Source organism: Denitromonas iodatirespirans, assembly GCF_018524365.1.
GTDB lineage: Bacteria > Pseudomonadota > Gammaproteobacteria > Burkholderiales > Rhodocyclaceae > Nitrogeniibacter > Nitrogeniibacter iodatirespirans.
In genome coordinates this window covers 14,149-37,945 of sequence record NZ_JAEKFT010000022.1, presented here as the reverse complement: position 1 = coordinate 37,945, position 23,797 = coordinate 14,149, and the positions used below count along the sequence as shown (strand labels likewise).

Below are 23,797 nucleotides of genomic sequence, written 5' to 3'. Positions count from 1 at the left end.
GCGGATTTCAGTGGCTGGCATGCAGCACGAAACGGGCCTCGCGATGCAGGATGCGCCAACCGTCGGGGGTCAGCGCGAAACGGTCGTCGAACTCGCCAAGCACCGGTAGCCCGTGCGCCGGCCGGCCTCTCGGCCCGGCCGGGTCGGCCAGCGAACCGGACCACAGCAGCACGTAGCTGCACGCCTGCGCCTCGGTGGGCGAAACGATCTCCACCAGGGTGTTGCTGACCACATGCCGGGTCAGGCGTTCGGCAGGCCTGGCGGCATAGGCCGCGCGGATCGCCTCGCGCCCTTGCAGCCGGATGCCGTCGGGGCGGACCAACATCCCGTCCTCGGCGAACAACGCCGCCAGCCCCTCGGCGTCGCCGCCATCGGCCCGCGCGGCCGCGCGCAGCACCAGCGTTCGGCAGGCGTCACAGACTTCCCGTATTTCCAGCGGCGTCATCGCCCCCGTCTCCTTCGTCAGTGGCCAGCGTCGGGCATGCCGAGCCATTCGATCAAGGCCGCGCTGACCGCCTGCGGCTGCTCCATGGTCGTCATGTGCCCCGCGTCTTCGACGACGACGAGGCGCGAGTCGGGCAACAGGGCATGCATCTGGCGATGGCGCGCCAGCGGGCTCCAGCCGTCCTGGCGTCCACACAGCAAGAGCGTCGGACAGCGCAGCGCGGCAAGTACCGGGCGGGCGTCCGGCCGCTCAAGCAGGGCCTGAAGCTGTGCTTCGAAAATGGCCGGGCTCTTGCGTTCGATCATGTCGAGGATGGCCTCGAAGATCGGCGTATTGCAGTGCGCCGGATGCACCATGCCGGCCGCCCACTGGCGCCCCATGGTGCGCATGCCCGCGCTGCGCGCCAGCGCCAGCAGCGCCATGCGCTGGCGGCGTTCCTCCGCGCCCGCCGCGCCCTCGGCGAGCGGGTCGACCCCGCTGTCGAGCAATGCCAGCCGCGCGATGCGCTGCGGTGCCTGACGGACCATGTCGAGGGCCACCCGCCCGCCCATCGAATGGCCCACGAGCGAGAACCGGGTATCCGGCACGGTCGCGAGCACGTGGCTGGCCATGGCCTCGATCGAGGCCAGCGCACCAAAGGACGGAACGATGCATTCCACGTCCGCCAGGGCTTCGCGCTGGCAGGCCCACACCGCCTCGTCGCATAACAGGCCTGGCAACATCACCACCACCGAACGCGTCATCGCTTCCTTTCCCTCCGAGGCTTTCAGGCCAACTCGACCTGAGCAAAAGCATGTCATCGCGTACCGCAAGACACCAATGCCGATGCCAGGCTGAGGTATTCGTTCTGAACATGGGAGAGAATGGGCGGCGCCCCGGAGGCATCGCCTGGCCGGCGCCAAGTCGGGCACCAGCGACCGAACGGCCTATCCGGGCTGGCGCATCTATGGCGTCAATGCACGCGCGCTGGCCGCCTCGCGCAGCGCGTCGAGAACGGCCAGCAGATCGGGGGAAGGCTCGCCGATGTCACGGAAGGCGAAACCGATCGAGCGCGTCGTGCCGGGCAGCGCCACCGGCACCCGCACCACCGCTCCCTCCCCGTCCAGCGCTTGGCCGTAGGAGGTGATCGCCAGCCGGTCGGTGCTGGCCACCAGGGCGCGGGTCACCGCCGCGTTGTTGGCTTGCAGGGTATCGCGGGGCGGCGCCAACCCAGCCGCTTCGAAGGCGCAGGTGAGCGCTAGGCTGGCGGGCGTCCCCGGCAGCGGCGCGATCCATTCCCATTCGAGCAGATCCACCAGGCTCAACGAGGGCCGCTCGAAGCACGGATGCGCCGGACGGGCGATGACCGCCAGCGGTTCGCGGAACAGCACCTGTTGGCGCACCTCGGCCGAGGGCTCGCGAAGCGCGCCGACGATCACATCGATGTCCGCATGGAGCAGATGCGTCATCAGGCTCTCGTAGGTCCCGTCGACCATGGTGATCTCCACCTCGGGGTGCAGGCGCCGTACCGCGTCGACCGCTTGCGGCAAGAACAGGCCGACGGATAGCGGCAGCGTCCCGATCACGACCCGTCCGCGAATATCGCCCCGCCAGGCGGCGATATCGCTTTCCATCGCGCGCGCCTCGCCGAAGGCCAGCTTGACCCGGCGCAGCATGGCTTCGCCCGGCTCGGTCAGGCGGGTCCCGCGCACCGAGCGCCGGAACAGCACCGAACCCGACAGATGCTCCAGCGAGCGCAAGGCGCGATGCACGGCCGGCTGACTGATGCCCAACGCCAGCCCGGCACGCGATTCGCTTTCCGCCGCCGCCACCGCCACCAACGCCTTGAGCGCTGAGGGCGACACCGCGCTGGCGAAACGCTCGGGCAAGGCCGCCCGCCGCTTCGCCGGCGCGGTCAGCGCCAGCGCCTCGGCGGCTCCACGCTTGAGATGGTCGAACAAGGCGACCGCCCTGCGCGACACGCCCATCCCCGGCACGGTCGGCTGCATACCGCGTGAAAACCGTTCGAACAACGGCAGCTCGCAGAACTGTTCGAGCTCGATCACCGCGCGGGTCACGGCCGGCTGAGAGAGAAAGATCGCTTCGGCGGCCCGCTTGGCGCTGCCATGCGTCACCACCGCCATCAGGCAGCGCAGCGATTTGAGATGCTCGGAGATGGCCGGCACCGACCGGGACAACCCGGGTAATGATTCCTGAAGCAGGCGCGACTTCATCGATAGCGTCCGAAACGAGATATGGCCGCCATTCTACCCACCCGTCGTCCGACACCGACGCGCACCCGCGATGTCGAGGCGCCGTGGCTGAAACGGCGGCGGCCGGCTCAGCGCAGTAATTCGCCCGGGCTGTAGAGCAGGCCGCGTTCGCTGAGGCTCTTGGGCCGCTGGCGGCAGTTGTCGCCGACGCGCCCTTGCGGCGCGCCGCCCTCGTAGCCCCAGATGCCCGAGCGCATGTCGATCCAGTAGCGCCCGTCGGGCACGCGCAGGCAGGCGGCGCGGTCGAGGCGCGCCATCGCCGCCGTGTCGAGGCGCTGTCCGTTGACCACCACATAGCGGCCGCGCGCATCGACCGGCGGGGCCGCGGCGATCAGGCCGACGAGGATCAGGGCAAGGGGCAATCTCATGATGACATCCTGGCGCGGCCCACATGCCGCACCTGGTTCAGCTTAGATCGCCCGGCCGGCCCTCGCCACCGGGGGCCGGCGCCGCGACACGCGTCAGTTGGGCAGCCAGTCGGTCGGGGCGCGGAAGGAGTCCTTGAGCAGAAAGTGCATCGGCAGCGCCAGGTTGAGATTGTCGGGCGGGATGGGCGATTCGAACCAGCGCCGGTAGAGCTCGCCGATTTCCCCCGACTGGATCATCTGCTTGACGGCGGCGTCGATCAGGGCCTTGAAGGCCGGATCGGTCTTGGCCAGCATGATCGCCAACGGCTCGATCGACAACGTCTTGCCGGTGATCACGAAGCGCTCGGGCGCCTCGGCGCGGGCGCGCAGGCTGGCCAGCAGCACATCGTCCATCAGGAAGGCGTCGGCCTCGCCGGCGGCCAGCCGGGCGAAGGCGGCGGCATGGTCGGGCGCTTCGAGCGCACGGGCGCCGAGCAGGCGGTTTTCGTTGAAGTCGCGCAGCATGGCGGCGGCGGTGGTGCCGCGGGTGGTGACCACGGTCTTGCCGTCGGTATCCCAGATCTCGCGGATGCCGCTGTCGGCACGCACCAGCAGCCGGGTGGTGGCGATGAAGGTGGGGATGGTGAAGGCCACGCGCTGGCGCCGTTCGCCGTTGCTGGTGGTCGAGCCGCACTCCAGGTCGGCCGCGCCGCGTTCGAGGTGTTCGATGCGGTTGGCCGAGGTCACCGGGACCAGGCGCTGCGTGAGGCTCACGCCCAGATGCTTCTCGATGGCGCGCACCAGCTGCCGGCAGATGTCGAGGCTGTAGCCCACCGGTTCGCCACCGGGCCACTGGTAGGAGAACGGCATCGAGGTTTCGCGATAGGCCAGCGTGATGGTGCGCGTGGCCCGCAGGCGGTCGAGCACCTCGCCGGCCTGGGCCGCCTGCCAGGGCAGCCCGGCGAGGATCAGGATCATCAGACGCAGGACTCGGTGGGCCATGGTGCTCTCCTTCGGGTGGGGTCAGCGTAAGCGGAAGCGGCCGATGGCAGCACTCATGCGCCGGGCCAGGGTGTCCAGTGCGCGGGCGGTCGCCGCGCTGTCTTCCATGTCGGTCTGATGCTGCGCGGCCAGTGCGGCGATGTGGCCGGCCTGGGTCGAGGCGGTGCCGCCTTCGTCATGCTGGGCACGCATCATGGCGGCGATCTCGTCCATGCCGCGATCGGCCTGGACGGCGGCCTCGCTGGCCGCATCGAGGGTGTCGCGCACCCCGTCCACATGGGCCAGCCCGGTCGCCAGCGCGGCCTTGCTCGAGCGCGCAGTATCGGCCAGATCGGTGGCACGCTCGCCGAGACCGGCGGTCACGCCGTCGATTTCGGCCACGCTGTGGTTGGCCCGCTCGGCCAGCTTGCGCACCTCACCGGCCACCACCGCAAAGCCGCGTCCCTGCTCGCCGGCACGCGCCGCCTCGACCGCGGCGTTGAGCGCCAGCAGATTGGTCTGCTCAGCGATCTCGCGCACCCGGCGGGTCATCACGGTGATGCTCTGCGTGCTGTCGACAAAGGCCAACGCGGCGGCGGCCATGGTGTCGGCGCTGCGGTCGGCATGCGTCAGCCCCTCGGTCAATTGCTGCAGATGCTCGCGCCCGCGCTCGATGCGCAGCACGCTTTCGCGGGCGCGCTGGCGCACCGCTTCGGCATCGGCGCTGGCACTGCCGATATGTGCCGACATGCGCGCCATCGCGGCCACCGTGGCCTCGGCCGCGGCGGTCTGCTCGCTGGCACCGCCGGCCTGCTCGCGTGCGGTGGACGCCAGCTTGGCCGCCGCCTCGGTGACCTGCTCGCTGCTCTCGGCCACCTCGCCGATCAGTCGGCGCAGCCCGCCGACGACCGTGCCCAGGTGCTGGCCGACTTCGGCCAACTCGTCCCGCCCGCGCAGGGCGAAGCCCACGGTCAGGTCGCCGTCGAGCAGCCGGTTGGAGTCGGCCGACAAAGCCCGCACGGCGCGGCGCACCGCCGCGTAGAAGCCGCCGAACAGCCACAGCAGCACCAGCAACACCAGCGCCATGCCGCCGAGCACCGCCTGCAGGCGAGCATTCAAGCGGGCCTGGCGCTCGAGCAACAATGTCTCGGCCGCAGCGAGAAAACTGGCATCGAGCCCCGCGAGCAGGCTTTCGGCGGCCCGCACCTCGGCGGCAAAGGCCTTGGCGTCGATAGCGAGTTCGTCGGCGGCGACGAAATCGGCGTCGATCTTGCGCGTGAGCGCCAGCACTGGCGCGACATCGTCCAGGGCCTGGCGGAGGGCGCCGTCGACGGCCGGCGCGTCACGCAGCGCCAGCCCGGTGAGGTCGGTCAATTGCTGCAGCGAACTGCGCACTTCGCGCGCCGCCTGGGTCAGCACCAGTTTGTCGTCGGTAAAGGCGGCCTGCTGCACGGCATCGGCGATGGCCACGACCTTCAGGCGGTTGAAGGCTTCCTGGATGCGCGGCAGATCCTCGGCACAGGCGCGCAGCACGAAGTGGCCAGCCTCGTGCGGATCGAGGCTCAGGCCCGAGGTGTAACCGAGATGCAGGACCAGCCGGTTGATCTGGTCCACCAGCGCGGTGGCGCCGTTGTAGATCGCCTCCGAGCGCGCCCCGGCACCGGGCGCGAGTGCACCGGCCTCCTGGCGGATGCGTTGCCAGCGGCGCCGGGCGGCATCGTCGAAGGGTGCCGATTCGGTGAGCGGCTCGAGCGTGTCCAGGGCCGCCGTCAGCTGCGCGGCGGCGCTGGCGGCGTCGGCCTGGCCGGCCCACAACCCGGCCAGCAGCGGCTGGGCGCCTTCGCGCACGGTGCGCAGGCGGGCGCTGGCGCCGGTCAGGTGCGCCACCGCCGCCAGGCCCTGGCGCTCGGCGGCGACCTGCCGCACGCCGTCGAGCAGCGGCGCCACCGCCAGCCAGGTGAGCACGCACAAGGCGGCCAGGAAGACGCCGCCGACCACGGCGAACTTGCCCGCGTAGCGCAAACGGCCCATCAGGTGTTCGGACACCGCCAGCAGCATCGCCATGGTCTGACCTCTCAGTGCTGCAGGATCTTGTCGAGGAACTGGCGCGCCCGCTCGGAGCGCGGGTTACCGAAGAAGGCGTCCTTGTCGTCGTCTTCGACGATATGGCCGTGGTCCATGAAGATGACGCGGCTGGCCACCTTGCGCGCGAAGCCCATCTCGTGGGTCACGCACATCATGGTCATGCCCTCCTGCGCCAGCTCGACCATCACGTCGAGCACCTCGTTGATCATCTCGGGGTCGAGCGCCGAGGTGGGTTCGTCGAAGAGCATGCAGATCGGGTCCATCGCCAGCGCGCGGGCAATCGCCACGCGCTGCTGCTGGCCGCCCGACAGCTGACCGGGGAATTTGTCGGCATGCGCCTTGAGGCCGACCCGGTCGAGCAGCGCCAGGCCCTTCTGCCGCGCTTCGTCACGCCCGCGGCCGAGCACCTTGATCTGGGCGATGGCCAGGTTGTCGGTGATGCTCATGTGCGGGAACAGCTCGAAATGCTGGAACACCATGCCCACCCGAGCCCGCAGCTTGGGCAGCGAGGTGCCGCGCGCGCCGACCGAGGTGCCGTCGACGGTGATGCTGCCTTCGTTGAAGGGTTCGAGCGCATTGACGCACTTGATGAGCGTCGACTTGCCCGAGCCGGACGGGCCGCACACCACCACCACTTCGCCGGCGGCCACACGCGTGGTGCACTCGGTCAGGACCCGGAAGTCGCCATACCACTTGGATACATTGTTGATCTCGATCATCGCGGATCTCCTTTAGCGAATGATGGCAATGCGCGTCTGCAGCCGTTTGACCAGGCGCGACAGGGCAAAGCAGATGAGGAAGTAGACGACCGCCACGGTGGTGTACATCTCGACCGGGCGCAGGTCGCGCTGGGTGATCTTGTCGGCCGCGCCGAAGAAGTCGGTGGCGCCGATGGCGTACACCAGCGATACGTCCTGGAACAGCACGATGGTCTGCGTCAGCAGCACCGGCAGCATGTTGCGAAAGGCCTGCGGCAGCACCACGTAGCGCATGCTCTGGGCGTAAGTGAAGCCCAGCGCATAGCCGGCGCCGACCTGGCCGCGCGGCACCGACTGGATGCCCGAACGCATGATCTCGGCGTAGTAGGCGGCCTCGAAGACCATGAAGGTGAGGTAGGCCGAGGTGTCGGCGCCGACCGGGATCATCTGGCCGGTGACCAGGCGCAGCACCAGCGGCAGGATCAGGTAGAAGGCGAGGATCACCTGCACCAGCGGCACGCTGCGGAAGATGTTGATGTAGGCCGCGGCGAAGCGCTGCAGCAGCGGGTTGGACGACAGGCGCATCAGCGCCAGCGCGGTGCCCAGCACGATGCCGCCGATCATCGCCACCAGCGTGACCTGCACGGTGTAGCGCAGGCCCTCGGCCAGAAAGGCCCAGTTCTCGGCGATCACCGAAAAGTCGAAGTCACCCATCTCAGTGCCCTCCCTGACCGGCGGCGATCAGCCCGGGCACCCGGGTGCGGCGCTCGACCCAGCCGAGCAGGCGGTTCATGGTGAAGGCCAGGGTCACGTAGAGCAGCGTCACCACCAAGGTGATCTCCAGCACCTGCGAGGTCTTCTCGATGATCTGCTTGTACTGGAAGTACAGTTCGAGCATGCCCACGGCGTAAGTCACCGAGGAGTTCTTGAACACGTTCATGGCTTCGGAGGTGAGCGCCGGCAGCACGATGCGGTAGGCCATCGGCAGGCGCACGTAGCGGTAGGTCTGCCATTCGGTGAAGCCCAGCGCCAGGCCGGCGTTGCGCTGCCCGCGCGACAGCGACTGGATGCCCGACTTGACCTGCTCGGCGATCCGCGCGGCGGTGTACAGGCCGAGGCCGACGATGGCGGTGGCCACATAGGGCAGCTCCTGCTTGACCCACAGGCCGATCGCCTCGGGCAGCAGTTCGGGCACCACGAAGAACCACAGGAACAGCTGCACGATGAGCGGGATGTTGCGGAACAGGTCGACATAGCTGTCGCCGATCAGCACCAGCGCCCGCCGCTCGGTGGTGCGCATCACGCCGAGCACCGAACCGACGATGAGCGCCAGCGCCAGCGCGCCGAGCGAGACCAGGGTGGTCCAGCCCAGACCGCTGAGAATCCATTCGTAGTAGCGCAGGCCGTCGTCGGTCTGCTGCAAGAAGAACTGCCAGTTCCAGTGGTAGTTCATGGGAACTCCTTCATGGGCGCGCCAAGACGCGGCCCGGGATGCATTCGGAAAAATGGATGTGCCGGCCCACACGACCGGAGGAGGGAGGGTCGTGCTCCCCGGGCGCGGCACATCTCACAAAACGGAACCGGACGACGAACGCCGTCCGGGTGGCGGCTTACTCGACGCCCTTGTCGGTGGGCGTGGTCAGGGCCAGGCGCAGGGCCTCGCTCATCGGGAAGTTGAGGTTCACGTTGCGCGGCGGGATCGGGCTCTGGAACCACTTGGCGTAGACCTTGGCCACCTCGCCGCTCTTCATCATGCCGGTCAGGGTGTCATCGACCAGCGCCTTGAACTCGGGGTCGCCCTTGCGCAGCATCACGCCATAGGGTTCGTCGCGCAGCGAGGGGCCGACGATCTCGAACTGGGCCGGGTCCTTGGCATTGGCCATCAGACCGGCGAGCAGGATGTCGTCCATCACGAAGGCGGAAGCCCGGCCGCTAGCGACCATCAGGAAGGAGTCGGCGTGGTCCTTGCCATAGACGTTGGTCACGTTGATCGACTGGCCCTTCTCGTTGTCCTTGATCAGCTTGTCGGAAGTGGTGCCGGTGGTGGTCACCAGCGGCTTGCCGTCGAGGTCGGCGATGGTCTTGATGCCCGAATCCTTGCGCACCACCATGCGAATGCTGGTGATGAAGGGCGTCACGCTGAAGGCCACCTGCTGCTGGCGCGCCACGCTGTTGGTGGTCGAGCCGCATTCGATGTCGATGGTGCCGTTCTGCATCAGCGGAATGCGATTCTGCGAGGTGACGGCCTGGTAGCGCACCGCCAGCTCGGGCATCTTCAGGCGATCCTTCACCGCGTCGACCACCTTGGCGCACAGATCCATCATGTAGCCCACCGGCTGCTGGTCAGCGCCCAGGTAGGAGAACGGAACGGAGGATTCGCGATGGCCGACCACGATGGTCTTGGCGTCGCGGATCTTGGCCAGCGTGCCGCCGGCCTCCTGCGCGCCGGCGGGTGCGTTAAAAGCGGCGGCCGTCACGGCCAGGGCAATCAGGGTGCGCGAAAACTGCATGGGTGTGTCTCCCGGATATTTGTGGAGTTTCTCGAACGCCGCTACGGCGACGCCACCCCTCTTTTGCAGCTTGCGTGCCAGCCCCATTCGCCCTGGCACATCAATGCAACTCATTGATTTATCAGCATTACCTATCAGGCATGCTGCGACCCCGTTCGCCCGGTCGAACGCCTCCGCCCGGCCGGCGTTCGGAAAACCGAACGCCGCTCAGCGCCCGAGCGTTTTTCGGGCGTGGCCGAGCGGCGCGCCAAACACGGTCTGATCCAGACGCAAAGCACCACCGCAGCTCGGGCGATGGCGAGCATGTGCAACGACGAGCAGGTCGTCTTTGGGGGCGAACGGGTATGAACGAAAGACGCTCAGGCGCTCAGGACACCGCCTGCAGGCCGAGCCGGCGGATCTTGTCGTGCAGCGTGGTCTTGGCCACGCGCAACTGCTCGGCGGTGCGGCTCAGGTTGCCGCCCTCGCGCGCCAGCGCGCCGGCGATCAGCTGGCGCTCGAAAGCCTCCACCGCCGCCGCCAGCGAGGCGCCCTTCGGCCCGCCGCTGATGGCGACGGCGCCTTCGTCCTGCGCCAGCCCGAGCACCAGGCAGTCGGCCTTGTTGCGCAGCTCGCGCACATTGCCCGGCCAGTCGTGGGCCATCAGCGCCTGCAGCTGGGCCGGCTCCAGCTCGGGTACCGGCAGGTCCAGCCGGGCCGCCGCCTCGCTCATGAAACAGGCCAGTAGCAGCGGGATGTCTTCGCGCCGCTCGCGCAGCGGCGGCAGGTCGATGGTGACCACGTTGAGCCGGTAGTAGAGATCGCTGCGGAACTGGTCCTTGGCCGACAGTGCCACCAGGTCGGCCTTGGTCGCCGCCACCACGCGGGTGTCGACCGCGATGCTCTGGTTGGCGCCGAGGCGTTCGATCACCCGCTCCTGCAAGACCCGCAGCAGCTTGATCTGCACCGCCATCGGCATGCTCTCGAGCTCGTCGAGAAACAGCGTGCCGCCGCTGGCATGCTCGATCTTGCCCACGCGCCGCCGCGCCGCGCCGGTGAAGGCGCCCGGCTCGTGGCCGAACAGCTCGCTGTCGAGCAGGGTATCGGGCAGGCCGCCGCAGTTGAGCGCGACGAAGTGGCCGCGCGCGCGGCCGCCCAGCTCGTGCAGACAGCGCGCCACCATCTCCTTGCCGGTGCCGGTCTCGCCATGGATGAGCACATCCACCGCCTTGTCGGCCACGTCGCGCACCCGCTGGCGCACCCGCTGCATGGCCGGCGAATCGCCCACCAGCCGGCGCTCAAGGCTGCCCTGCGCGGCCTGCGGATCGCGCCACTGCGCCACCTTCTGCGACAGCTCGCGCTTGTCCAGCGCACGCCGGGCCACCTCGGCCAGATGCTCGGGCGCGAAAGGCTTGGTGATGAAATCGTAGGCCCCGCTGCGCATCGCCTCGACCGCCAGCGTGATGTCGCCATGGCCGGTGATCACCACCACCGGCAGGCCGGGGTCGCGCCGCAGCACGGTGCGCAGCAGCTGCATGCCGTCGGCGCCGGGCAGGCGAACATCGGTGATCAGCGCGCCCAGCGGCGTGTGGGCGAATTCGCTCAGCGCCGCTTCGGCCGAATCGGCCAGCAACACCGTCAGGCCGGCCAGTTGCAGGGCCTGCTGGCAGCCCAGGCGCAGGTTGGGGTCGTCTTCCACGACCAGGATCGGCAGACACATCGTCAGGACACTCTCGGTTGAGGAACGGGGGGCAGAAGGATACAGAATTCGGCCCCTTCGCCGGGCGTGGCGCGGGCCGTCATGTCGCCGCCCAGCTCGCGCAGGATGTCGCGCGAGATGGCCAGCCCCAGGCCCAGACCGTCGCCGCTGGGCTTGGTGGTGAAAAAGGGTTCGAACAGGCGCGCCTCGACCTCCGGCGTGAAGCCGGGGCCGCAGTCGCTCACCGTCAGCGCGACGCCCCGATCCACGGCACGGGCGGCGATCTCGACATGGCGCGGGCTGCACTGGCGCATGGCGTCGCAGGCGTTGCCGATCACGTTCACCAGCACCTGCTCAAGGCGGTTCTGGTCGCACCAGGCGAAGACTTCGCCGGCGCGGGTCAGGTCGCTCACCGCCACCGCCTCGGCCTGCAGCCGCGGCGCCAGCAGCACCAGCGCATTGCTCACCGCGCAGGCGGTATCGACCGCCGCGGCCTGCGCCGGCGACTTGCGGGCGAAGCTCTTGAGCGGCGCGATGATGCTGCCCATCTGGTGGATCAGCCGATTGACGATGCCCAGGTTGTGCGCCGCGGTGTGCGGATCGCCGCGTTCGAGAAAGGCGATGGCGTTGCCCGCCAGGGTGCGGATCGCACCGAGCGGCTGGCTCAGCTCGTGGGTGATGCCGGCCGACAGCTGGCCGAGCACCGCCAGCTTGGCCGCCTGCACCAGCTCGTTCTGCGCCTCGCGCAGCGAAGCCTCGGTGGCCTGGCGCTCGGCCACCTCGTCGCGCAGGCGTCGGTTGACCTCGGTGAGCGCCGCGGTGCGCTCGCCGACGGTGATCTCCAGGCGCTGGTTGGTGCGCTCAAGCAGGCTCTGGTTTTCCAGCCGCTGCAGCAGAATGCGCCGACGCTGCGCGGCCACCTGCAGCAACAGCAGGGCCACGCCGGCCAGGCAGGCGGCCAGCGCGGCATGGCCGAGCGCCGTGACATGCGCCGGCTGCAGGTCGGTGAACAGCACCAACGTCCAGTCGGTCCCGTCGATGCCGCGCGAATGCGCCAGGAAGGGCCGGCTGCGGGTGGCGCCGGTGGGTAGCGCGAGGCGCACTTCGCGGTCGTCGCCCTGGCGCATCGCCGGCAACCGCATGCCGACTTGCTCGCCATACAGCCGCTCGCGGTCGAGCTTCACCCGGTCGGCGGCGTCGATCGGCGCGATCGCCGAGTAGCGCCAGGCTGGCTCCGAGGACAGGATGACGACGCCGTGGCTGTCATGGATCAGCGCCGGCCGGTCCAGCGTCGGCCAGGCGCGCTCGATCTCCTGCAGACCGATCTTGACCACCGCCACGCCGATGATCTGATCGCCGGCATGGATCGGCTGGGCATAGTAATAGCCCGGATCGCCACGCGTGGTGCCGACCGCGAAATGCCGGGTGGAGGCGCCCTGCACGGCGCGCTGGAAATAGGGGCGGAAGCTGAGGTCTTCGCCGACAAAGCTGTCGGGCCGGTTCCAGTTGCTGCTGGCCAACACCCGGCCGGTGGTGTCGAGCACATACACCGCCTGCGCGCCGATGCGCGCATTGAGCAAGGCGAGCTGGCGGCTGAGCGCCACTGCCTTGTCGTCTTCGAAGGGTTGCAGCAGAAAGCCGACCACCGAGGAGTTGAGGTCGAGCGCGGAGGGAATCAGGGTGTAGCGGTTGATCAGCCCCTCGACCGCGGTGGCGAACAGCTTGAGCCGGTGGGAGGCATCCTCGTCCAGCGCCCGGCGCGCCAGCGGCTGGCTGACCAGATAGGTCACGAGTGCCACGCCGAGCACCAGCACGAGCACCGTCAGCGCGCGCCGCACACGGCGCCGGCGGCGCGCAGGGGATCCGGCAGAGGGCTCCGCCACCGGCGGATCGACCGCAGTGCGGTCCTCGATCAGGGTGTCGATCGGAGCCCTCCTTGGCGCATGACTACACCGCGCGCGGGGCCGTGAGCACGTCGGCCCGCAGCACCGTGTCCAGCATGTCCTGCGCCATCAGCCCTCTTTCGAGCACCAGCTCGGCCACGCTGCGCCCAGTGCGCAGCGCCTCGCGCGCCGCCCAGGTGGCGTTCTCGTAGCCGATGTGCGGGTTCAAGGCGGTGGCCAGCCCGGCCGACACGCGCACCCGCTCGGCGAGCATGTCGCGGTTGGCGGTGATGCCGGTGACGCAGTTGTCGGTCAGCGTGCGGCAGCCGGCGGTCAGGTGTTCGATGCTCTTGAACAGCGAGTGGGCAATGATCGGCTCGAAGGCGTTGAGCTGCAGCTGCCCGGCCTCGGAGGCCATGGTGATGGTCATGTCGTTGCCGATCACCTCGAAGGCGATCTGGTTGACCACCTCCGGAATCACCGGATTGACCTTGCCCGGCATGATCGACGAGCCGGCCGCGCGCTCGGGCAGGTTGATTTCGTTGAAACCGGCCTGCGGCCCGGACGACAGCAGGCGCAGGTCGTTGCACACTTTCGACAGCTTGCAGGCGACACGCTTGAGCACGCCCGACAGCTGCACGAAGGCGCCGGTGTCCTGGGTCGCCTCGATCAGGTTGTGGGCCGGCACCAGCGCCACGCCCGACAGCTCGGACAGCGTCTCGGTGGCCAGCTTGGCGTAGCGGATGTCGGTGTTGATGCCGGTGCCGATGGCGGTGGCACCGAGGTTGACCTCGCGGATCAGGGCGATCGCCTCGCGCAGGCGGTCGATGTCCTCGTGCATCATCACCGCGTAGGTGGAGAACTCCTGGCCGAGCGTCATCGGCACCGCGTCCTGCAGCTGGGTGCGACCGATCTTGAGCACGTCGGAAAATTCCTCGGCCTTGGCGGCGAAGGCGGCGCGCAGCCCTTCCATGGCCTCGAGCAGGCTGTCGATGGCGAACACCAGCGCCAGCTTGAGCGCGGTGGGGTACACATCGTTGGTGCTCTGCGACATGTTCACATCGTTGAGTGGATGCAGCGCGCTGTAGTGGCCCTTGGGCCAGCCGAGCTTTTCCAGCGCCAGGTTGGCGATGACTTCGTTGGCGTTCATGTTGGTCGAGGTGCCCGCACCGCCCTGGATGACGTCGACCACGAACTGATCGTGCAGACGCCCGTGCTGGATGTCAACACAGGCCGCCTCGATCGCCTCGGCACGCTGGGGGTCGAGGAGTCCCAGCTTGCGGTTGGTTTTCGCGGCGGCCTGCTTGACCAGCGCCAGGGCGCGGATCAGGGCCGGGATGGCCCCGATGGGCTGGCCGGAAATGGCGTAGTTTTCTACCGCTCGTAGAGTGTGAACGCCCCAGTACACGTTGTTCGGTACTTCGCGGTCGCCGAGCAGATCATGCTCCGTGCGCGTGTTCTTTTCCATGCCAGCATCCTTGTGGGAAGAGCTGGCATTGTCGGCGAGCGCGCGCCAGGGCGGCATGCATTGCGCACATCAAACCATGCGTGTTGCGCATAGATTCGCGCGAACCGGCTCAACCCGCCTGCGTCAGGTGTCGCCACAGGCGCTCGAGCGGCGCCCGGGTGTTGTTGCGGTCGCGATACACGCACACATCCATGTCGATCGACCAGCGCGCATCCCCCGCCACCACCACCTCGCCACGCTCCAGCTCGCGCGCCACCGAGCTGGCCGGCAAAAAGGCCAGGCCGTGGCCGGCCAGCATCATCGCCTTGAGGCTCTCGGCCATGTCGGTCTCGTAGCTCAGCGCCAGATGCGGCGCTTCGGCGCTGCGCTCGATCAGGGTATCGACCACCCGGCGCAGATAGGCGTTGGCGCCATAGCCGAGAAAGGGCAGCGGCACCCCGGCCGTGCCCGGCAACTGCCAGCGCGGCCGGCCGTCGGCGGTGCGCGGCGCGTAGGGGCGCACCGTCTCGACGCCCAGGCGGAGGCCTTCGAAGCGCGCCGGATCGAGCGAGATCGGGTGCGCCGCATGGTGATAGCACACCAGCAGATCGCAGCCGCCCTCGACCAGCGCCATCACCGCATCGTGCACATTGCCGGCCACCAGGCGCGAGTTGAGCGGGCCGAATTCGCGCCGCACCTGCGCCAGCCAGGCCGGCAGGAAGGCGAAGGCCAGGGTATGCGGCACGGCGAAGCGAATGGTCTCCGGCCGGTCGGCCACCTGACCGCGCGCCTGGGCCCGTGCCGCATGCAGCCGGGCGACCAGATCGGTGGCGGCCGACTTGAAGGTCTCGCCGGCTGGTGTGAGCCGGGTCGGGTAGGTGCTGCGGTCGACCAGTGCCACCCCGAGCCAGGCTTCCAGCGCGCGGATGCGGCGCGAGAACGCCGACTGGGTGATGTGCCGCAAATCGGCCGAACGTGAGAAGCTGCCGCTGTCGGCAAGGCTCAGGAAGTCTTCCAGCCACTTCAGTTCCATCGATGGGTTCCTGTCGGCGCAACACGTGATGAAGCCCGGCATCGTACAACCGACGACCGCATCCGACCATGCCGGCGACGGTGCCCCCGCGCACCGCCCGTCCGACGGATCGCCCGCGCCCGCCCGGCCCGCGCCCGTATAATCGCCCCCCTGTCTGACATCCCCGGGCCGACCGATGACCCTGCGCACTCCCGAACTGCTGGCCCCCGCCGGCTCCCTGACCATGCTGGAGACGGCCTTCGCCTATGGCGCCACCGCCATCTACGCCGGCCAGCCGCGCTACTCGCTGCGGGTACGCAACAACGATTTCGGCGACATCGAGGTGCTGGCCGAGGGCATCCGCCGCACTCATGCGCTGGGCCACCGCTTCTTTCTGGTGTCGAACATCTATCCGCACGGCGCCAAGCTCAAGACCTACCTGGACGACATGGCGCCGGTGATCGCGCTGAAACCGGACGCGCTGATCATGTCCGACCCGGGCCTGATCCTGATGGTGCGCGAGACCTGGCCGGAGGTGGAGATCCACCTCTCGGTGCAGGCCAACACCGTCAACGCGGCCGCCGTGCGTTTCTGGAAACAGGCCGGGGTGAGCCGCGTGATCCTCTCGCGCGAGCTGTCGCTCGACCAGATCGCCGAGATCCGCCAGGCCTGTCCGGACACCGAGCTGGAGGTGTTCGTGCACGGCGCGCTGTGCATCGCCTACTCGGGCCGCTGCCTGCTGTCGGGCTACTTCAACCACCGCGACCCCAACCAGGGCACCTGCACCAACTCCTGCCGCTGGGACTTCAACGTCAAGCCGGCGGCCGAGGACGCCAGCGGCGATGTGTACGTGATCGAGGAGCGCGAGAAGCGCCAGGGCAGCTACATGCCGATCGAGGAAGACGAGCACGGCACCTACATCCTCAACTCCAAAGACCTGCGCGCCATCGAGCATGTGCAGCGGCTGGTCGAGATCGGCATCGACTCGCTCAAGATCGAGGGCCGCACCAAGAGCCCCTACTACGTGGCACGCACCTGCCAGACCTACCGCCAGGCGATCGACGACGCAGTCGCCGGCCGCGGGCTCGACCCGGCCCTGCTCGGCCAGCTCGAAGGCCTGGCCAACCGCGGCTACACCGACGGCTTCTACCAACGCCACACCCCGGCCGAGACGCAGAACTACCTGCGCGGCCATTCAGAATCCGACCGCAGCCAGTATGTCGGCGACGTGGTGGCCTGGGACGCGGCGCGCGGCCTGGCCGAGATCACGGTAAAGAACAAGTTCGGCGTCGGCGACCGGCTGGAGATCATCCTCCCGGCCGGCAACCGCGAGATCGCCGTCACGCAAATGGAAAACGCCGCCGGCGAGCCGGTCGAGGTCGCGCCGGGCAGCGGCCACCGCGTGTGGCTGCCGCTGCCGCCGGAGGCCGTCGGTGCCTTCGTCGCGCGCTACGTTTGAGATCGCCGCCACCCCGCATCCCCCATCACCAATCCCCAATCACCCGCCTCACACCATGTCCTCCGGCCGCACCCAGCGGTCGAAGTCCTCCCCGCTCACCTGCCCCGAGCGCAGCGCCGCCTCGCGCAGCGTTAGTCCCTCGGCATGGGCCTGCTTGGCAATCGCCGCCGCCGCGTCGTAGCCGATGTGCGGCGTGAGCGCCGTCACCAGCATCAGCGAGCGCGACAGCAAGTCGTCGATGCGCGCGCGGTTGGCCTCGATGCCGGCCACGCAGTGTTCGTCGAAGCTGCGCATGCCGTCGGCCAGCAGGTCGATGCTCTCGAGCACCGCGTGAGCGATCACCGGCTTGAACACGTTGAGCTCGAAGTTGCCGGCCGCGCCGGCCATGCCCACCGTCACGTCGTTGCCGAAGACGCGGGTGCACAGCATGGTCAGCGCCTCGCACTGGGTCGGATTGACCTTGCCCGGCATGATCGAGCTGCCCGGCTCGTTGGCCGGCAGGCTGATCTCGCCGATGCCGCAACGCGGACCGCTGGCCAGCCAGCGGATGTCGTTGCCGATCTTGTAAAGCGCCGCGGCCAGCGTCTTGAGCGCGCCATGCAGCGTCACCAGGGCTTCATGACCAGCCAGCGCGGCAAAGCGGTTGTCGGCACAGACAAAGGGCAGCCCGGTGGCCTCGGCCAACCGGCTGGCCACCGCCGGGCCGAACTCGGGCGGCGTGTTGAGCCCGGTGCCCACCGCGGTGCCGCCAATCGCCAGCGCGTGCACCGCCGGGCGCGCCTGCTCGATCGCCGCCGCGGCCAGGTCGAGCTGCGCCACATGGCCCGACAAGGCCTGGCCGAGCGTCAGCGGCGTGGCGTCCTGCAAATGGGTGCGGCCGATCTTGACGATGTCGGCAAAGTCCGCCGACTTGGCCACCAGCGCCGCACGCAGTTGCGCCAGCGCCGGCAGCAGCGCATCGGCCACACGCACTGCCACCGCCACATGCATGGCGGTGGGAAACACGTCGTTGGACGACTGGCCGAGGTTCACCTGGTCGTTGGGATGCACGCGGCGCTTTTGGCCCCGCTCGCCGCCGAGCAGTTCCGAGGCGCGGTTGGCCAGCACCTCGTTCATGTTCATGTGGGTCTGGGTGCCCGAGCCGGTCTGCCACACCGGCAGCGGAAACTGCGCATCATGACGGCCCTCGACCACCTCGCGCGCGGCCTCGACGATGGCCTCGGCCAGCGGGGCCTCGAGCCGGCCGAGCGATGCGTTGGCGCCAGCGGTGGCGGCCTTGACCTGCGCCAGCGCATGGATCAGGGCCAGCGGCATGCGCCCCTGGCCGATGCGAAAGTGCTGGCGCGCCCGCTCGGTCTGCGCGCCCCACAAAACCTCGTCGGCGACCTCGACCGGGCCGAGGCTGTCATGTTCGATGCGTGCCATGATCGTCTCCTCCGCAAATGTTCTTGAAGCTTGGAGGGCAGACGGCCACCATCGTTCGGCCGGCGTTCGGAAACACAACGGGCCCCGCAGGGCCCGTTGTCATATGTAGTGCCGACGCTTACTCGGCGCTTTCGCGCTGGATACTCCAGCGGCCGTCGACCCGCGCCCACTCCAGACGCTTGGTCACCACGTCCTGGTAGTCATTGGCCCGATAGGTCTGGCGGAACACCGTGGCGGCCACGTCCGGGCCGAGCTTCTCGACCCGCAGTTCGGCCACACCGACGGAGATGCTGCCCGGCTTGGCCAGACGCGCCCGGCGCTGCGCTTCCCAGGCGGCCATCGACATGCCGTCGGCAGGCACGAAGCCCTTGCCGTAGAAAGCGCGATAGCTGTCGTAGTCCTTGGCCGCCCAGGCCGCGGCCCACTTGGCGGTCGCATCGGCCAGCTCGGTCGCGGCGCTGGCCGGCTGCGGCGCTTCGGCCGGCGCAGCGGCGGCCACCGGCGCGGCACTGCGCTGCCCCAGCAGCTTGAGCACCGAACTGGGTGCGGGCGCCTCGGCCGGGCAGGCCGCCGACGGCGACACCGCCTCGCGGTCGACCGCCAGCTCGCTCAGCGCAGGCAGGTCTTCGCGCGCCACCTGCAGGCTGGGCAGCAGCTTGCCCATGCCACCGAGCGTGCGCGCCTCGGCCACCTTCTGGTCGTACTCGCCGTTCACGTAAGCGCGGCGGGCCTCGAAATATTCATTCTCGCTGTCGAGCAGGTCGAGCAGGGTGCGCTGGCCGATGTCGAACTGCTTGCGATAGGCCTCGCGCGCCTTGGAGATCGACAACTGATGCTGGTTCAGGTACTTGAGCTGCTCGGCCAGACGCTGCACGTCGTTGTAGGCGATCGACAGGCCCTGGCGGATGTCGCGGCAGGATTTGTCGCGCAGATCCTTGGCCTGGTTCAGGCGCTGGGCGAACTGGCGCACGGTAGCGCGATCCGAACCGCCCTTGTAGAGATTGAAGTTCATCACCAGCTCGACCACGCTGTCGCCATGCCGGCCATCGACGCCGTCGGTGTTGTAGTCCACGCTCTGGCGCGCGCGCAGGTCGACCCGCGGCTGGTAGGCCGCTTCCTTGCCCTTGGCTTCCGCGGTGGCGGCGCGCACGTTCTCGACCGCGGCATGGAAGGCCGGGTGCCCCTCGTAGGCCAGGCGCAGCGCGTCGGCCACGCTCGGCGGCAGTTGCTCGGCCAGGCGGCCGATCGGCTCGAGCGTGTCGGCCGGCAGCTCGCCGACCAGGCGCTGGTAGCGGGCGCTCACGTCGTGCAGGTTGGACGCTTCGGTGAGCAGGTTGGATTCGGCCAGCGCCAGGCGGCCGGCGGCCTGTTCGAGGTCCACCCGCCGACCGACGCCGGCACTGGCGCGCTCCTCGATCTGGTCGAACACTTCCTTGTGACGCAGGAAGTTCTCCTGCGCCAGCTGCACCAAATCGCGATAGCGCAACACGTCGGCATAGGCACGCACGGTCTCGCCGGCGACCGATTCCGAGGCATCGAGGATTTCGAAGTAGCGCGTCAGCTTGGCATGCCCGAGCCGCGCCACCTCGCTTTGCGTGGCAAAGCCGTCGTAGACCATCTGGTTGAGCGAGAGCGTGGCGCCGCGCCGCGTATAGTTGCGGTCGGCCACGTCGGGATCGCGCTGGCGCTCACGACCGATGCCGGCGGTCAGGTCCACCCGCGGCAAGTATCCCCCGCGTGCCACGTCCTGCTCCTCTTCGGCCGCCAGAAAGGCATGCCAGCGGGCCTGGACTTCGGGGTTGCCGACGACGGCACGCTGCACGGCTTCGCGCAGCGAGGCGGCCGGCACGGCCTGCGCCGCCAGCGGCAGCAGCGAGAGGGCGAGGATGACGGGGAGGCGAGTTATTTTAGTCATGGGCTCAAATACAGCGTGATTGATCCGTTGATGAGTGAACTTCTTTGATACGTCAGCGGGCGATGTTAGCCCATCGTTCTACGTTCAACCGTAAAAAAATGGTGATTCGACTGACATTAATGAGCGCTCACTCGCGCAAAGTCACAATAGTTTTCATTGCTCGCCGCTCCCGCCCGCGATCGCCGGAATGCGCCTGACGTGACCGCCGCGCCCGCCTGCGCTCCCACGCTGCCCCGTGCCCGACATGTCGCGCGCGCGCTTCGCTGCGCGCTGGCTGCGCTGGCGGTGTGCCTGGTGGCCAGCGCCGACCCGACGCTCGACAAGGTCGAGCAGGCCGCCCGCCTGCGTTATGACACGCAGGTGGTCGAGCGGGTGCAAACCTGGCGCGCCGCCCTGGCCGGCATGCAGGGCAAGAGCGAAGCGGAGCAACTGCGCGACACCAACGATTTCTTCAACCGGCAGGTGCAGTTCCTGGACGACGCGGTGGTGTGGCAGCAAAAGGACTACTGGGCCACACCGCTCGAAATGCTGGCCAAGCGTGCCGGCGACTGCGAGGACTTCGTCATCGCCAAATACCTGTCGCTGCGCCAGCTGGGCGTGGCCGACGAGAAATTGCGCCTGATCTATGTGCGCGCCAAAATCGGCGGCGAACACAGCTCGCTGACCCAGGCACACATGGTGCTGGGCTATTACGAGACACCGACCAGCGAACCGCGGGTTCTCGACAACCTGGTCGGCGACATCCAGCCGGCCTCGCGCCGCACGGACCTGTTCCCGGTATTCAGTTTCAACAGCAGCGGCCTGTGGGTCGGCGGCGCCAGCACCGCGTCGGCCCGACCCACCGAGCGGTTGTCGCGCTGGCGCGATCTGCTCGCCCGGCTGCGTGATGAAGGATTCGAACAATAATGCAGGCACTTCGCGGAAGGACCCGCCCATGTCACTGATCAAACAACTCTGGCTCGCCATCGTGGTGGTAACGCTCGCCGCCTTCGGCATCAGCTTCGTCGTCAGCACTCTGTCGGCCCGCGACTACATCCAGCAGGAGCTGCAGCGCAAGAACATCGACAACGCCAATGCCCTGGCCTTGGCGATGACGCAGCTGCCGAAGGACCCGACCACGCTGGAGTTGCTGCTCGCCGCGCAGTTCGACAACAGCCACTACGAATACATCCGCCTCACCGACCCGACCGGCAAGCACACGATGATGGAGCGCAGCATCGACACCGCCGCCATCGTCAGCGCCGCGCCCGGCTCGGCCGACGCGCTGGCGCCCGGCTGGTTCCGCCAGCTGGTACCGATCCGCTCGGCGCCGGCGCACAGCCTGGTCAGCGATGGCTGGACGCCCTTCGCCACGCTGTCGCTGAAGAGCGACCCGGCCTTCGCCTACGGCAGCCTGTGGCACGGCACCGTGCAGCTGGTTGGCTGGTTCGTGGCCGGCGCCGTGCTGATCGGGCTCCTCGGCACCGTGCTGCTGCGCACCTTGCTGCGCCCGCTGGACAAGGTGGTGGCGCAGGCGCAGGCCATCGGCGAGCGGCGTTTCGTGTCCATCGAAGCGCCCGCCACGCCGGAGTTCGCCGCCGTGGTGTCGGCCATGAACACGCTCAGCACCCGCGTGCGCACCATGCTGGAGGAAGAATCCGCCCGCCTGGAAAGTCTGCGCCAGGCGGCGCAGCACGACCCGGTCAGCGGCCTGCTCAACCGGGAACACTTCCTCGCCCAGGTAGCCGAGGTGCTCGAAAGCGACAACGCACCGCGCCATGGCGCGCTGGTGATCGTCCGGCTGAGCCATCTGATCGCGGTGAACGAGTCGCTCGGTCGCGCCGCGGCCGATGCCTTGCTGCGCACCCTGGCCGACAACCTCGGCGCGCTGCTGCCCGAGGACGGCACATGGCTGCTCGGCCGCCTCAACGGCACCGATTTCGCCCTCCTCGCCCCGGAACTGGACACCCCCGCCCCGCTCGCCGCCGCCCTGGCCGAACGGCTCGAACTGGCGGTCGGCAACCATTTGCCCGAGGCCTATCGCGCGCTGCCGATCGGCATCGCCTGCTACCAGCGCGGCGATACCCTGCCGCAGTTGCTGGCCCATGCCGACGTAGCGCTCGACCGCTCCGAAGCCCAGGCCGATACGCCGCCGCAGGTCGAGCATGTGAACCCGGCCACCCGCCCCGCCACCGACCTGGCCGGCTGGCGCAGCCTGATCGAACAGGCGCTCGACAGCGGCCGCTTCCATCTGGCGCAGTTCCCGGTGGTCGATCGCCATCGCCAGATCCTGCACCTGGAAACCCCGGTGCGCATGCAGCATCCCACCGACGGCATCGAGCTGACGGCCGGCGACGTGCTGCCCTGGGCCACCCGCTGCGGCCTGCTGCCGCGCATCGACGAAACCGTGGTGGACCAGGCCCTGGCCCTGATCGCCTCGACCCGCACCGCGGTGTGCATCAACCTGTCGACCGAGTCGATGTGCCACGCGCCGACCATCCACCACATCGCCGAACAGCTCGCCGCGCAACCGGCAGCCGCGCGCCAGCTGTCGATCGATCTGCCCGAAGCCGCCGCCTTCCGCCATGCGGTCGAGTTCCGCGCGCTGTGCCGCCGCCTCAAGCCGCTGGGCTGTCGCATCGGCCTGGAGCATGTCAGCGCCCAGGTGTGTCGCATCGGCGAGCTGCATGATGTCGGTCTGGACTACCTCAAGATCAGCGCGGCCGTGATCCGCGGCATCGACACCAACCCGGGCAACCAGACCTTCCTGCGCGGCCTGGCCACCATCGCCCACACCATGGGTATGCAGGTGATCGCCGAAGGCGTGGCCAGCCTCACCGAGGCCGAGCAGCTCGACGCGCTCGGCTTCGACGGCCTGACCGGCCCGGGCATCCGCCACTGACGCCCCGCCCCCGGCGCGCGCCGACAAGATCGCGCCGGGGGCGGTGTGCTTCGGTAGAATGCAGCCTTCTTCGAACTCACCCCGATCGCCCCCGCCATGACGCAAGATGAACTCAAGCAAGCCGCCGCCGAAGCCGCCCTCGCCTTCGTGGTCGAAGACAGCATCGTCGGCGTCGGCACCGGCTCGACCGCCAACTACTTCATCGACGGCCTGGGCCGCATGAAAGACCGCATCCGCGGCGCCGTCGCCAGCTCCGACGCCAGCGCCCAGCGCCTGGCCGGCCACGGCATCGCCTTGTTCGACCTGAACGATGTCACCGAGCTGCCGGTGTATGTCGATGGTGCCGACGAGATCGACGGCTCGCTGGCCATGATCAAGGGCGGCGGCGCGGCATTGACCCGCGAGAAGATCGTCGCCGCCGTGGCCGGACGCTTCGTGTGCATCTGCGACGCCAGCAAGCGGGTCGCCACGCTGGGGCGCTTCCCGCTGCCGGTGGAGGTGATTCCCATGGCCCGCGCCCAGGTCGCCCGGGCGCTGACGGCGCTCGGCGGCCGGCCGGTGTGGCGCGAAGGCGTGGTCACCGACAACGGCAACCTGATCCTCGATGTGCATGATCTGTCGATCACCGATCCGGTGGGCCTGGAGAGCGAGATCAATCAGATCGTCGGCGTGGTCACCAACGGGCTGTTCGCCCGCCGCGGCGCCGACACCCTGTTGCTGGCGGCGCCGGGCGGGGTGCAGCGCATCGACGCCGCCTGACATCAAACCGTCATCTAGTT

The 23,797-nt window shown here is 68.8% G+C and carries 20 protein-coding genes; 4 read left to right on the top strand and 16 right to left on the bottom strand.

Annotated features, from left to right (window positions below):
• Positions 1–7: 7 nt before the first annotated feature.
• From I8J34_RS17250 to I8J34_RS17185, 14 genes are all read right to left on the bottom strand, one after another.
• The gene (locus tag I8J34_RS17250) at positions 8–445 is read right to left on the bottom strand and encodes a nuclear transport factor 2 family protein (RefSeq protein ID WP_214362878.1); all 438 of its coding nucleotides are present in this window, start codon (positions 443–445) and stop codon (positions 8–10) included.
• Positions 446–462: 17 nt separating this feature from the next.
• Positions 463–1,188: an alpha/beta fold hydrolase gene (locus I8J34_RS17245; RefSeq protein ID WP_214362877.1), complete on the bottom strand. Its 726-nt coding sequence runs from the start codon at positions 1,186–1,188 to the stop codon at positions 463–465.
• Positions 1,189–1,389: 201 nt separating this feature from the next.
• Positions 1,390–2,658 (bottom strand): LysR family transcriptional regulator, encoded by a 1,269-nt coding sequence (locus tag I8J34_RS17240; RefSeq protein WP_214362876.1) that lies wholly within the window; start codon positions 2,656–2,658, stop codon positions 1,390–1,392.
• A gap of 107 nt (positions 2,659–2,765) precedes the next feature.
• Positions 2,766–3,065: a hypothetical protein gene (locus I8J34_RS17235; RefSeq protein ID WP_214362875.1), complete on the bottom strand. Its 300-nt coding sequence runs from the start codon at positions 3,063–3,065 to the stop codon at positions 2,766–2,768.
• Positions 3,066–3,158: 93 nt separating this feature from the next.
• Complete coding sequence (locus tag I8J34_RS17230; protein ID WP_214362874.1) at positions 3,159–4,046, bottom strand: amino acid ABC transporter substrate-binding protein; 888 nt, start codon at positions 4,044–4,046, stop codon at positions 3,159–3,161.
• A 21-nt stretch (positions 4,047–4,067) separates the two neighbouring features.
• Complete coding sequence (locus I8J34_RS17225) at positions 4,068–6,089, bottom strand: methyl-accepting chemotaxis protein (protein ID WP_214362873.1); 2,022 nt, start codon at positions 6,087–6,089, stop codon at positions 4,068–4,070.
• Positions 6,090–6,100: 11 nt separating this feature from the next.
• Positions 6,101–6,829: an amino acid ABC transporter ATP-binding protein gene (locus tag I8J34_RS17220; protein ID WP_214362872.1), complete on the bottom strand. Its 729-nt coding sequence runs from the start codon at positions 6,827–6,829 to the stop codon at positions 6,101–6,103.
• Positions 6,830–6,841: 12 nt separating this feature from the next.
• Positions 6,842–7,522: an amino acid ABC transporter permease gene (locus tag I8J34_RS17215; RefSeq protein ID WP_214362871.1), complete on the bottom strand. Its 681-nt coding sequence runs from the start codon at positions 7,520–7,522 to the stop codon at positions 6,842–6,844.
• Position 7,523: 1 nt separating this feature from the next.
• On the bottom strand, positions 7,524–8,261 hold the full coding sequence (locus tag I8J34_RS17210) for an amino acid ABC transporter permease (RefSeq protein ID WP_214362870.1): 738 nt from the start codon (positions 8,259–8,261) through the stop codon (positions 7,524–7,526).
• A gap of 157 nt (positions 8,262–8,418) precedes the next feature.
• Positions 8,419–9,318: a transporter substrate-binding domain-containing protein gene (locus tag I8J34_RS17205; RefSeq protein ID WP_214362869.1), complete on the bottom strand. Its 900-nt coding sequence runs from the start codon at positions 9,316–9,318 to the stop codon at positions 8,419–8,421.
• A gap of 367 nt (positions 9,319–9,685) precedes the next feature.
• Positions 9,686–11,017, bottom strand: coding sequence for a sigma-54-dependent transcriptional regulator (locus I8J34_RS17200; RefSeq protein WP_214362868.1), 1,332 nt, complete (start codon positions 11,015–11,017; stop codon positions 9,686–9,688).
• A gap of 2 nt (positions 11,018–11,019) precedes the next feature.
• Entirely contained in the window at positions 11,020–12,879 is a 1,860-nt protein-coding gene (locus I8J34_RS17195) for a sensor histidine kinase (protein WP_214362867.1), read from the bottom strand.
• A 64-nt stretch (positions 12,880–12,943) separates the two neighbouring features.
• Entirely contained in the window at positions 12,944–14,347 is a 1,404-nt protein-coding gene (locus tag I8J34_RS17190) for an aspartate ammonia-lyase (protein WP_214362866.1), read from the bottom strand.
• Between the two features lie 109 nt (positions 14,348–14,456).
• Positions 14,457–15,359, bottom strand: coding sequence for a LysR substrate-binding domain-containing protein (locus I8J34_RS17185; RefSeq protein WP_214362865.1), 903 nt, complete (start codon positions 15,357–15,359; stop codon positions 14,457–14,459).
• Positions 15,360–15,534: 175 nt separating this feature from the next.
• Between I8J34_RS17185 and I8J34_RS17180 the strand changes: the two genes are divergently transcribed.
• Positions 15,535–16,797 carry a peptidase U32 family protein gene (locus tag I8J34_RS17180; protein ID WP_214362864.1) on the top strand — a complete coding sequence of 421 codons (1,263 nt, stop codon included), beginning with the start codon at positions 15,535–15,537 and terminating at the stop codon, positions 16,795–16,797.
• Positions 16,798–16,845: 48 nt separating this feature from the next.
• Here I8J34_RS17180 and fumC read toward each other — a convergent pair whose 3' ends face one another.
• Both fumC and I8J34_RS17170 read right to left on the bottom strand, forming a co-directional pair.
• Positions 16,846–18,222, bottom strand: a complete 1,377-nt coding sequence (gene fumC / locus I8J34_RS17175; RefSeq protein ID WP_214362863.1) for a class II fumarate hydratase — start codon at positions 18,220–18,222, stop codon at positions 16,846–16,848.
• Positions 18,223–18,340: 118 nt separating this feature from the next.
• Positions 18,341–20,137: a TolC family outer membrane protein gene (locus I8J34_RS17170; protein WP_214362862.1), complete on the bottom strand. Its 1,797-nt coding sequence runs from the start codon at positions 20,135–20,137 to the stop codon at positions 18,341–18,343.
• Positions 20,138–20,335: 198 nt separating this feature from the next.
• Between I8J34_RS17170 and I8J34_RS17165 the strand changes: the two genes are divergently transcribed.
• The 3 genes from I8J34_RS17165 to rpiA all read left to right on the top strand — a co-directional run bounded on the left by I8J34_RS17165 (position 20,336) and on the right by rpiA (position 23,777).
• Positions 20,336–21,043, top strand: coding sequence for a transglutaminase-like cysteine peptidase (locus I8J34_RS17165; protein WP_230411887.1), 708 nt, complete (start codon positions 20,336–20,338; stop codon positions 21,041–21,043).
• Between the two features lie 28 nt (positions 21,044–21,071).
• Positions 21,072–23,018, top strand: coding sequence for a bifunctional diguanylate cyclase/phosphodiesterase (locus tag I8J34_RS17160; RefSeq protein WP_214362861.1), 1,947 nt, complete (start codon positions 21,072–21,074; stop codon positions 23,016–23,018).
• A 96-nt stretch (positions 23,019–23,114) separates the two neighbouring features.
• The gene (gene rpiA / locus I8J34_RS17155; RefSeq protein WP_214362860.1) at positions 23,115–23,777 is read left to right on the top strand and encodes a ribose-5-phosphate isomerase RpiA; all 663 of its coding nucleotides are present in this window, start codon (positions 23,115–23,117) and stop codon (positions 23,775–23,777) included.
• The last annotated feature ends 20 nt before the right edge of the window (positions 23,778–23,797 follow it).

Coding starts and splice junctions, on each gene's coding strand:
- I8J34_RS17250 (WP_214362878.1), bottom strand. CDS start 445: ATGACGCCGCTGGAAATACGGGAAGTCTGTGACGCCTGCCGAACGCTG.
- I8J34_RS17245 (WP_214362877.1), bottom strand. CDS start 1,188: ATGACGCGTTCGGTGGTGGTGATGTTGCCAGGCCTGTTATGCGACGAG.
- I8J34_RS17240 (WP_214362876.1), bottom strand. CDS start 2,658: ATGAAGTCGCGCCTGCTTCAGGAATCATTACCCGGGTTGTCCCGGTCG.
- I8J34_RS17235 (WP_214362875.1), bottom strand. CDS start 3,065: ATGAGATTGCCCCTTGCCCTGATCCTCGTCGGCCTGATCGCCGCGGCC.
- I8J34_RS17230 (WP_214362874.1), bottom strand. CDS start 4,046: ATGGCCCACCGAGTCCTGCGTCTGATGATCCTGATCCTCGCCGGGCTG.
- I8J34_RS17225 (WP_214362873.1), bottom strand. CDS start 6,089: ATGGCGATGCTGCTGGCGGTGTCCGAACACCTGATGGGCCGTTTGCGC.
- I8J34_RS17220 (WP_214362872.1), bottom strand. CDS start 6,829: ATGATCGAGATCAACAATGTATCCAAGTGGTATGGCGACTTCCGGGTC.
- I8J34_RS17215 (WP_214362871.1), bottom strand. CDS start 7,522: ATGGGTGACTTCGACTTTTCGGTGATCGCCGAGAACTGGGCCTTTCTG.
- I8J34_RS17210 (WP_214362870.1), bottom strand. CDS start 8,261: ATGAACTACCACTGGAACTGGCAGTTCTTCTTGCAGCAGACCGACGAC.
- I8J34_RS17205 (WP_214362869.1), bottom strand. CDS start 9,318: ATGCAGTTTTCGCGCACCCTGATTGCCCTGGCCGTGACGGCCGCCGCT.
- I8J34_RS17200 (WP_214362868.1), bottom strand. CDS start 11,017: ATGTGTCTGCCGATCCTGGTCGTGGAAGACGACCCCAACCTGCGCCTG.
- I8J34_RS17190 (WP_214362866.1), bottom strand. CDS start 14,347: ATGGAAAAGAACACGCGCACGGAGCATGATCTGCTCGGCGACCGCGAA.
- I8J34_RS17185 (WP_214362865.1), bottom strand. CDS start 15,359: ATGGAACTGAAGTGGCTGGAAGACTTCCTGAGCCTTGCCGACAGCGGC.
- I8J34_RS17180 (WP_214362864.1), top strand. CDS start 15,535: ATGACCCTGCGCACTCCCGAACTGCTGGCCCCCGCCGGCTCCCTGACC.
- fumC (WP_214362863.1), bottom strand. CDS start 18,222: ATGGCACGCATCGAACATGACAGCCTCGGCCCGGTCGAGGTCGCCGAC.
- I8J34_RS17170 (WP_214362862.1), bottom strand. CDS start 20,137: ATGACTAAAATAACTCGCCTCCCCGTCATCCTCGCCCTCTCGCTGCTG.
- I8J34_RS17160 (WP_214362861.1), top strand. CDS start 21,072: ATGTCACTGATCAAACAACTCTGGCTCGCCATCGTGGTGGTAACGCTC.
- rpiA (WP_214362860.1), top strand. CDS start 23,115: ATGACGCAAGATGAACTCAAGCAAGCCGCCGCCGAAGCCGCCCTCGCC.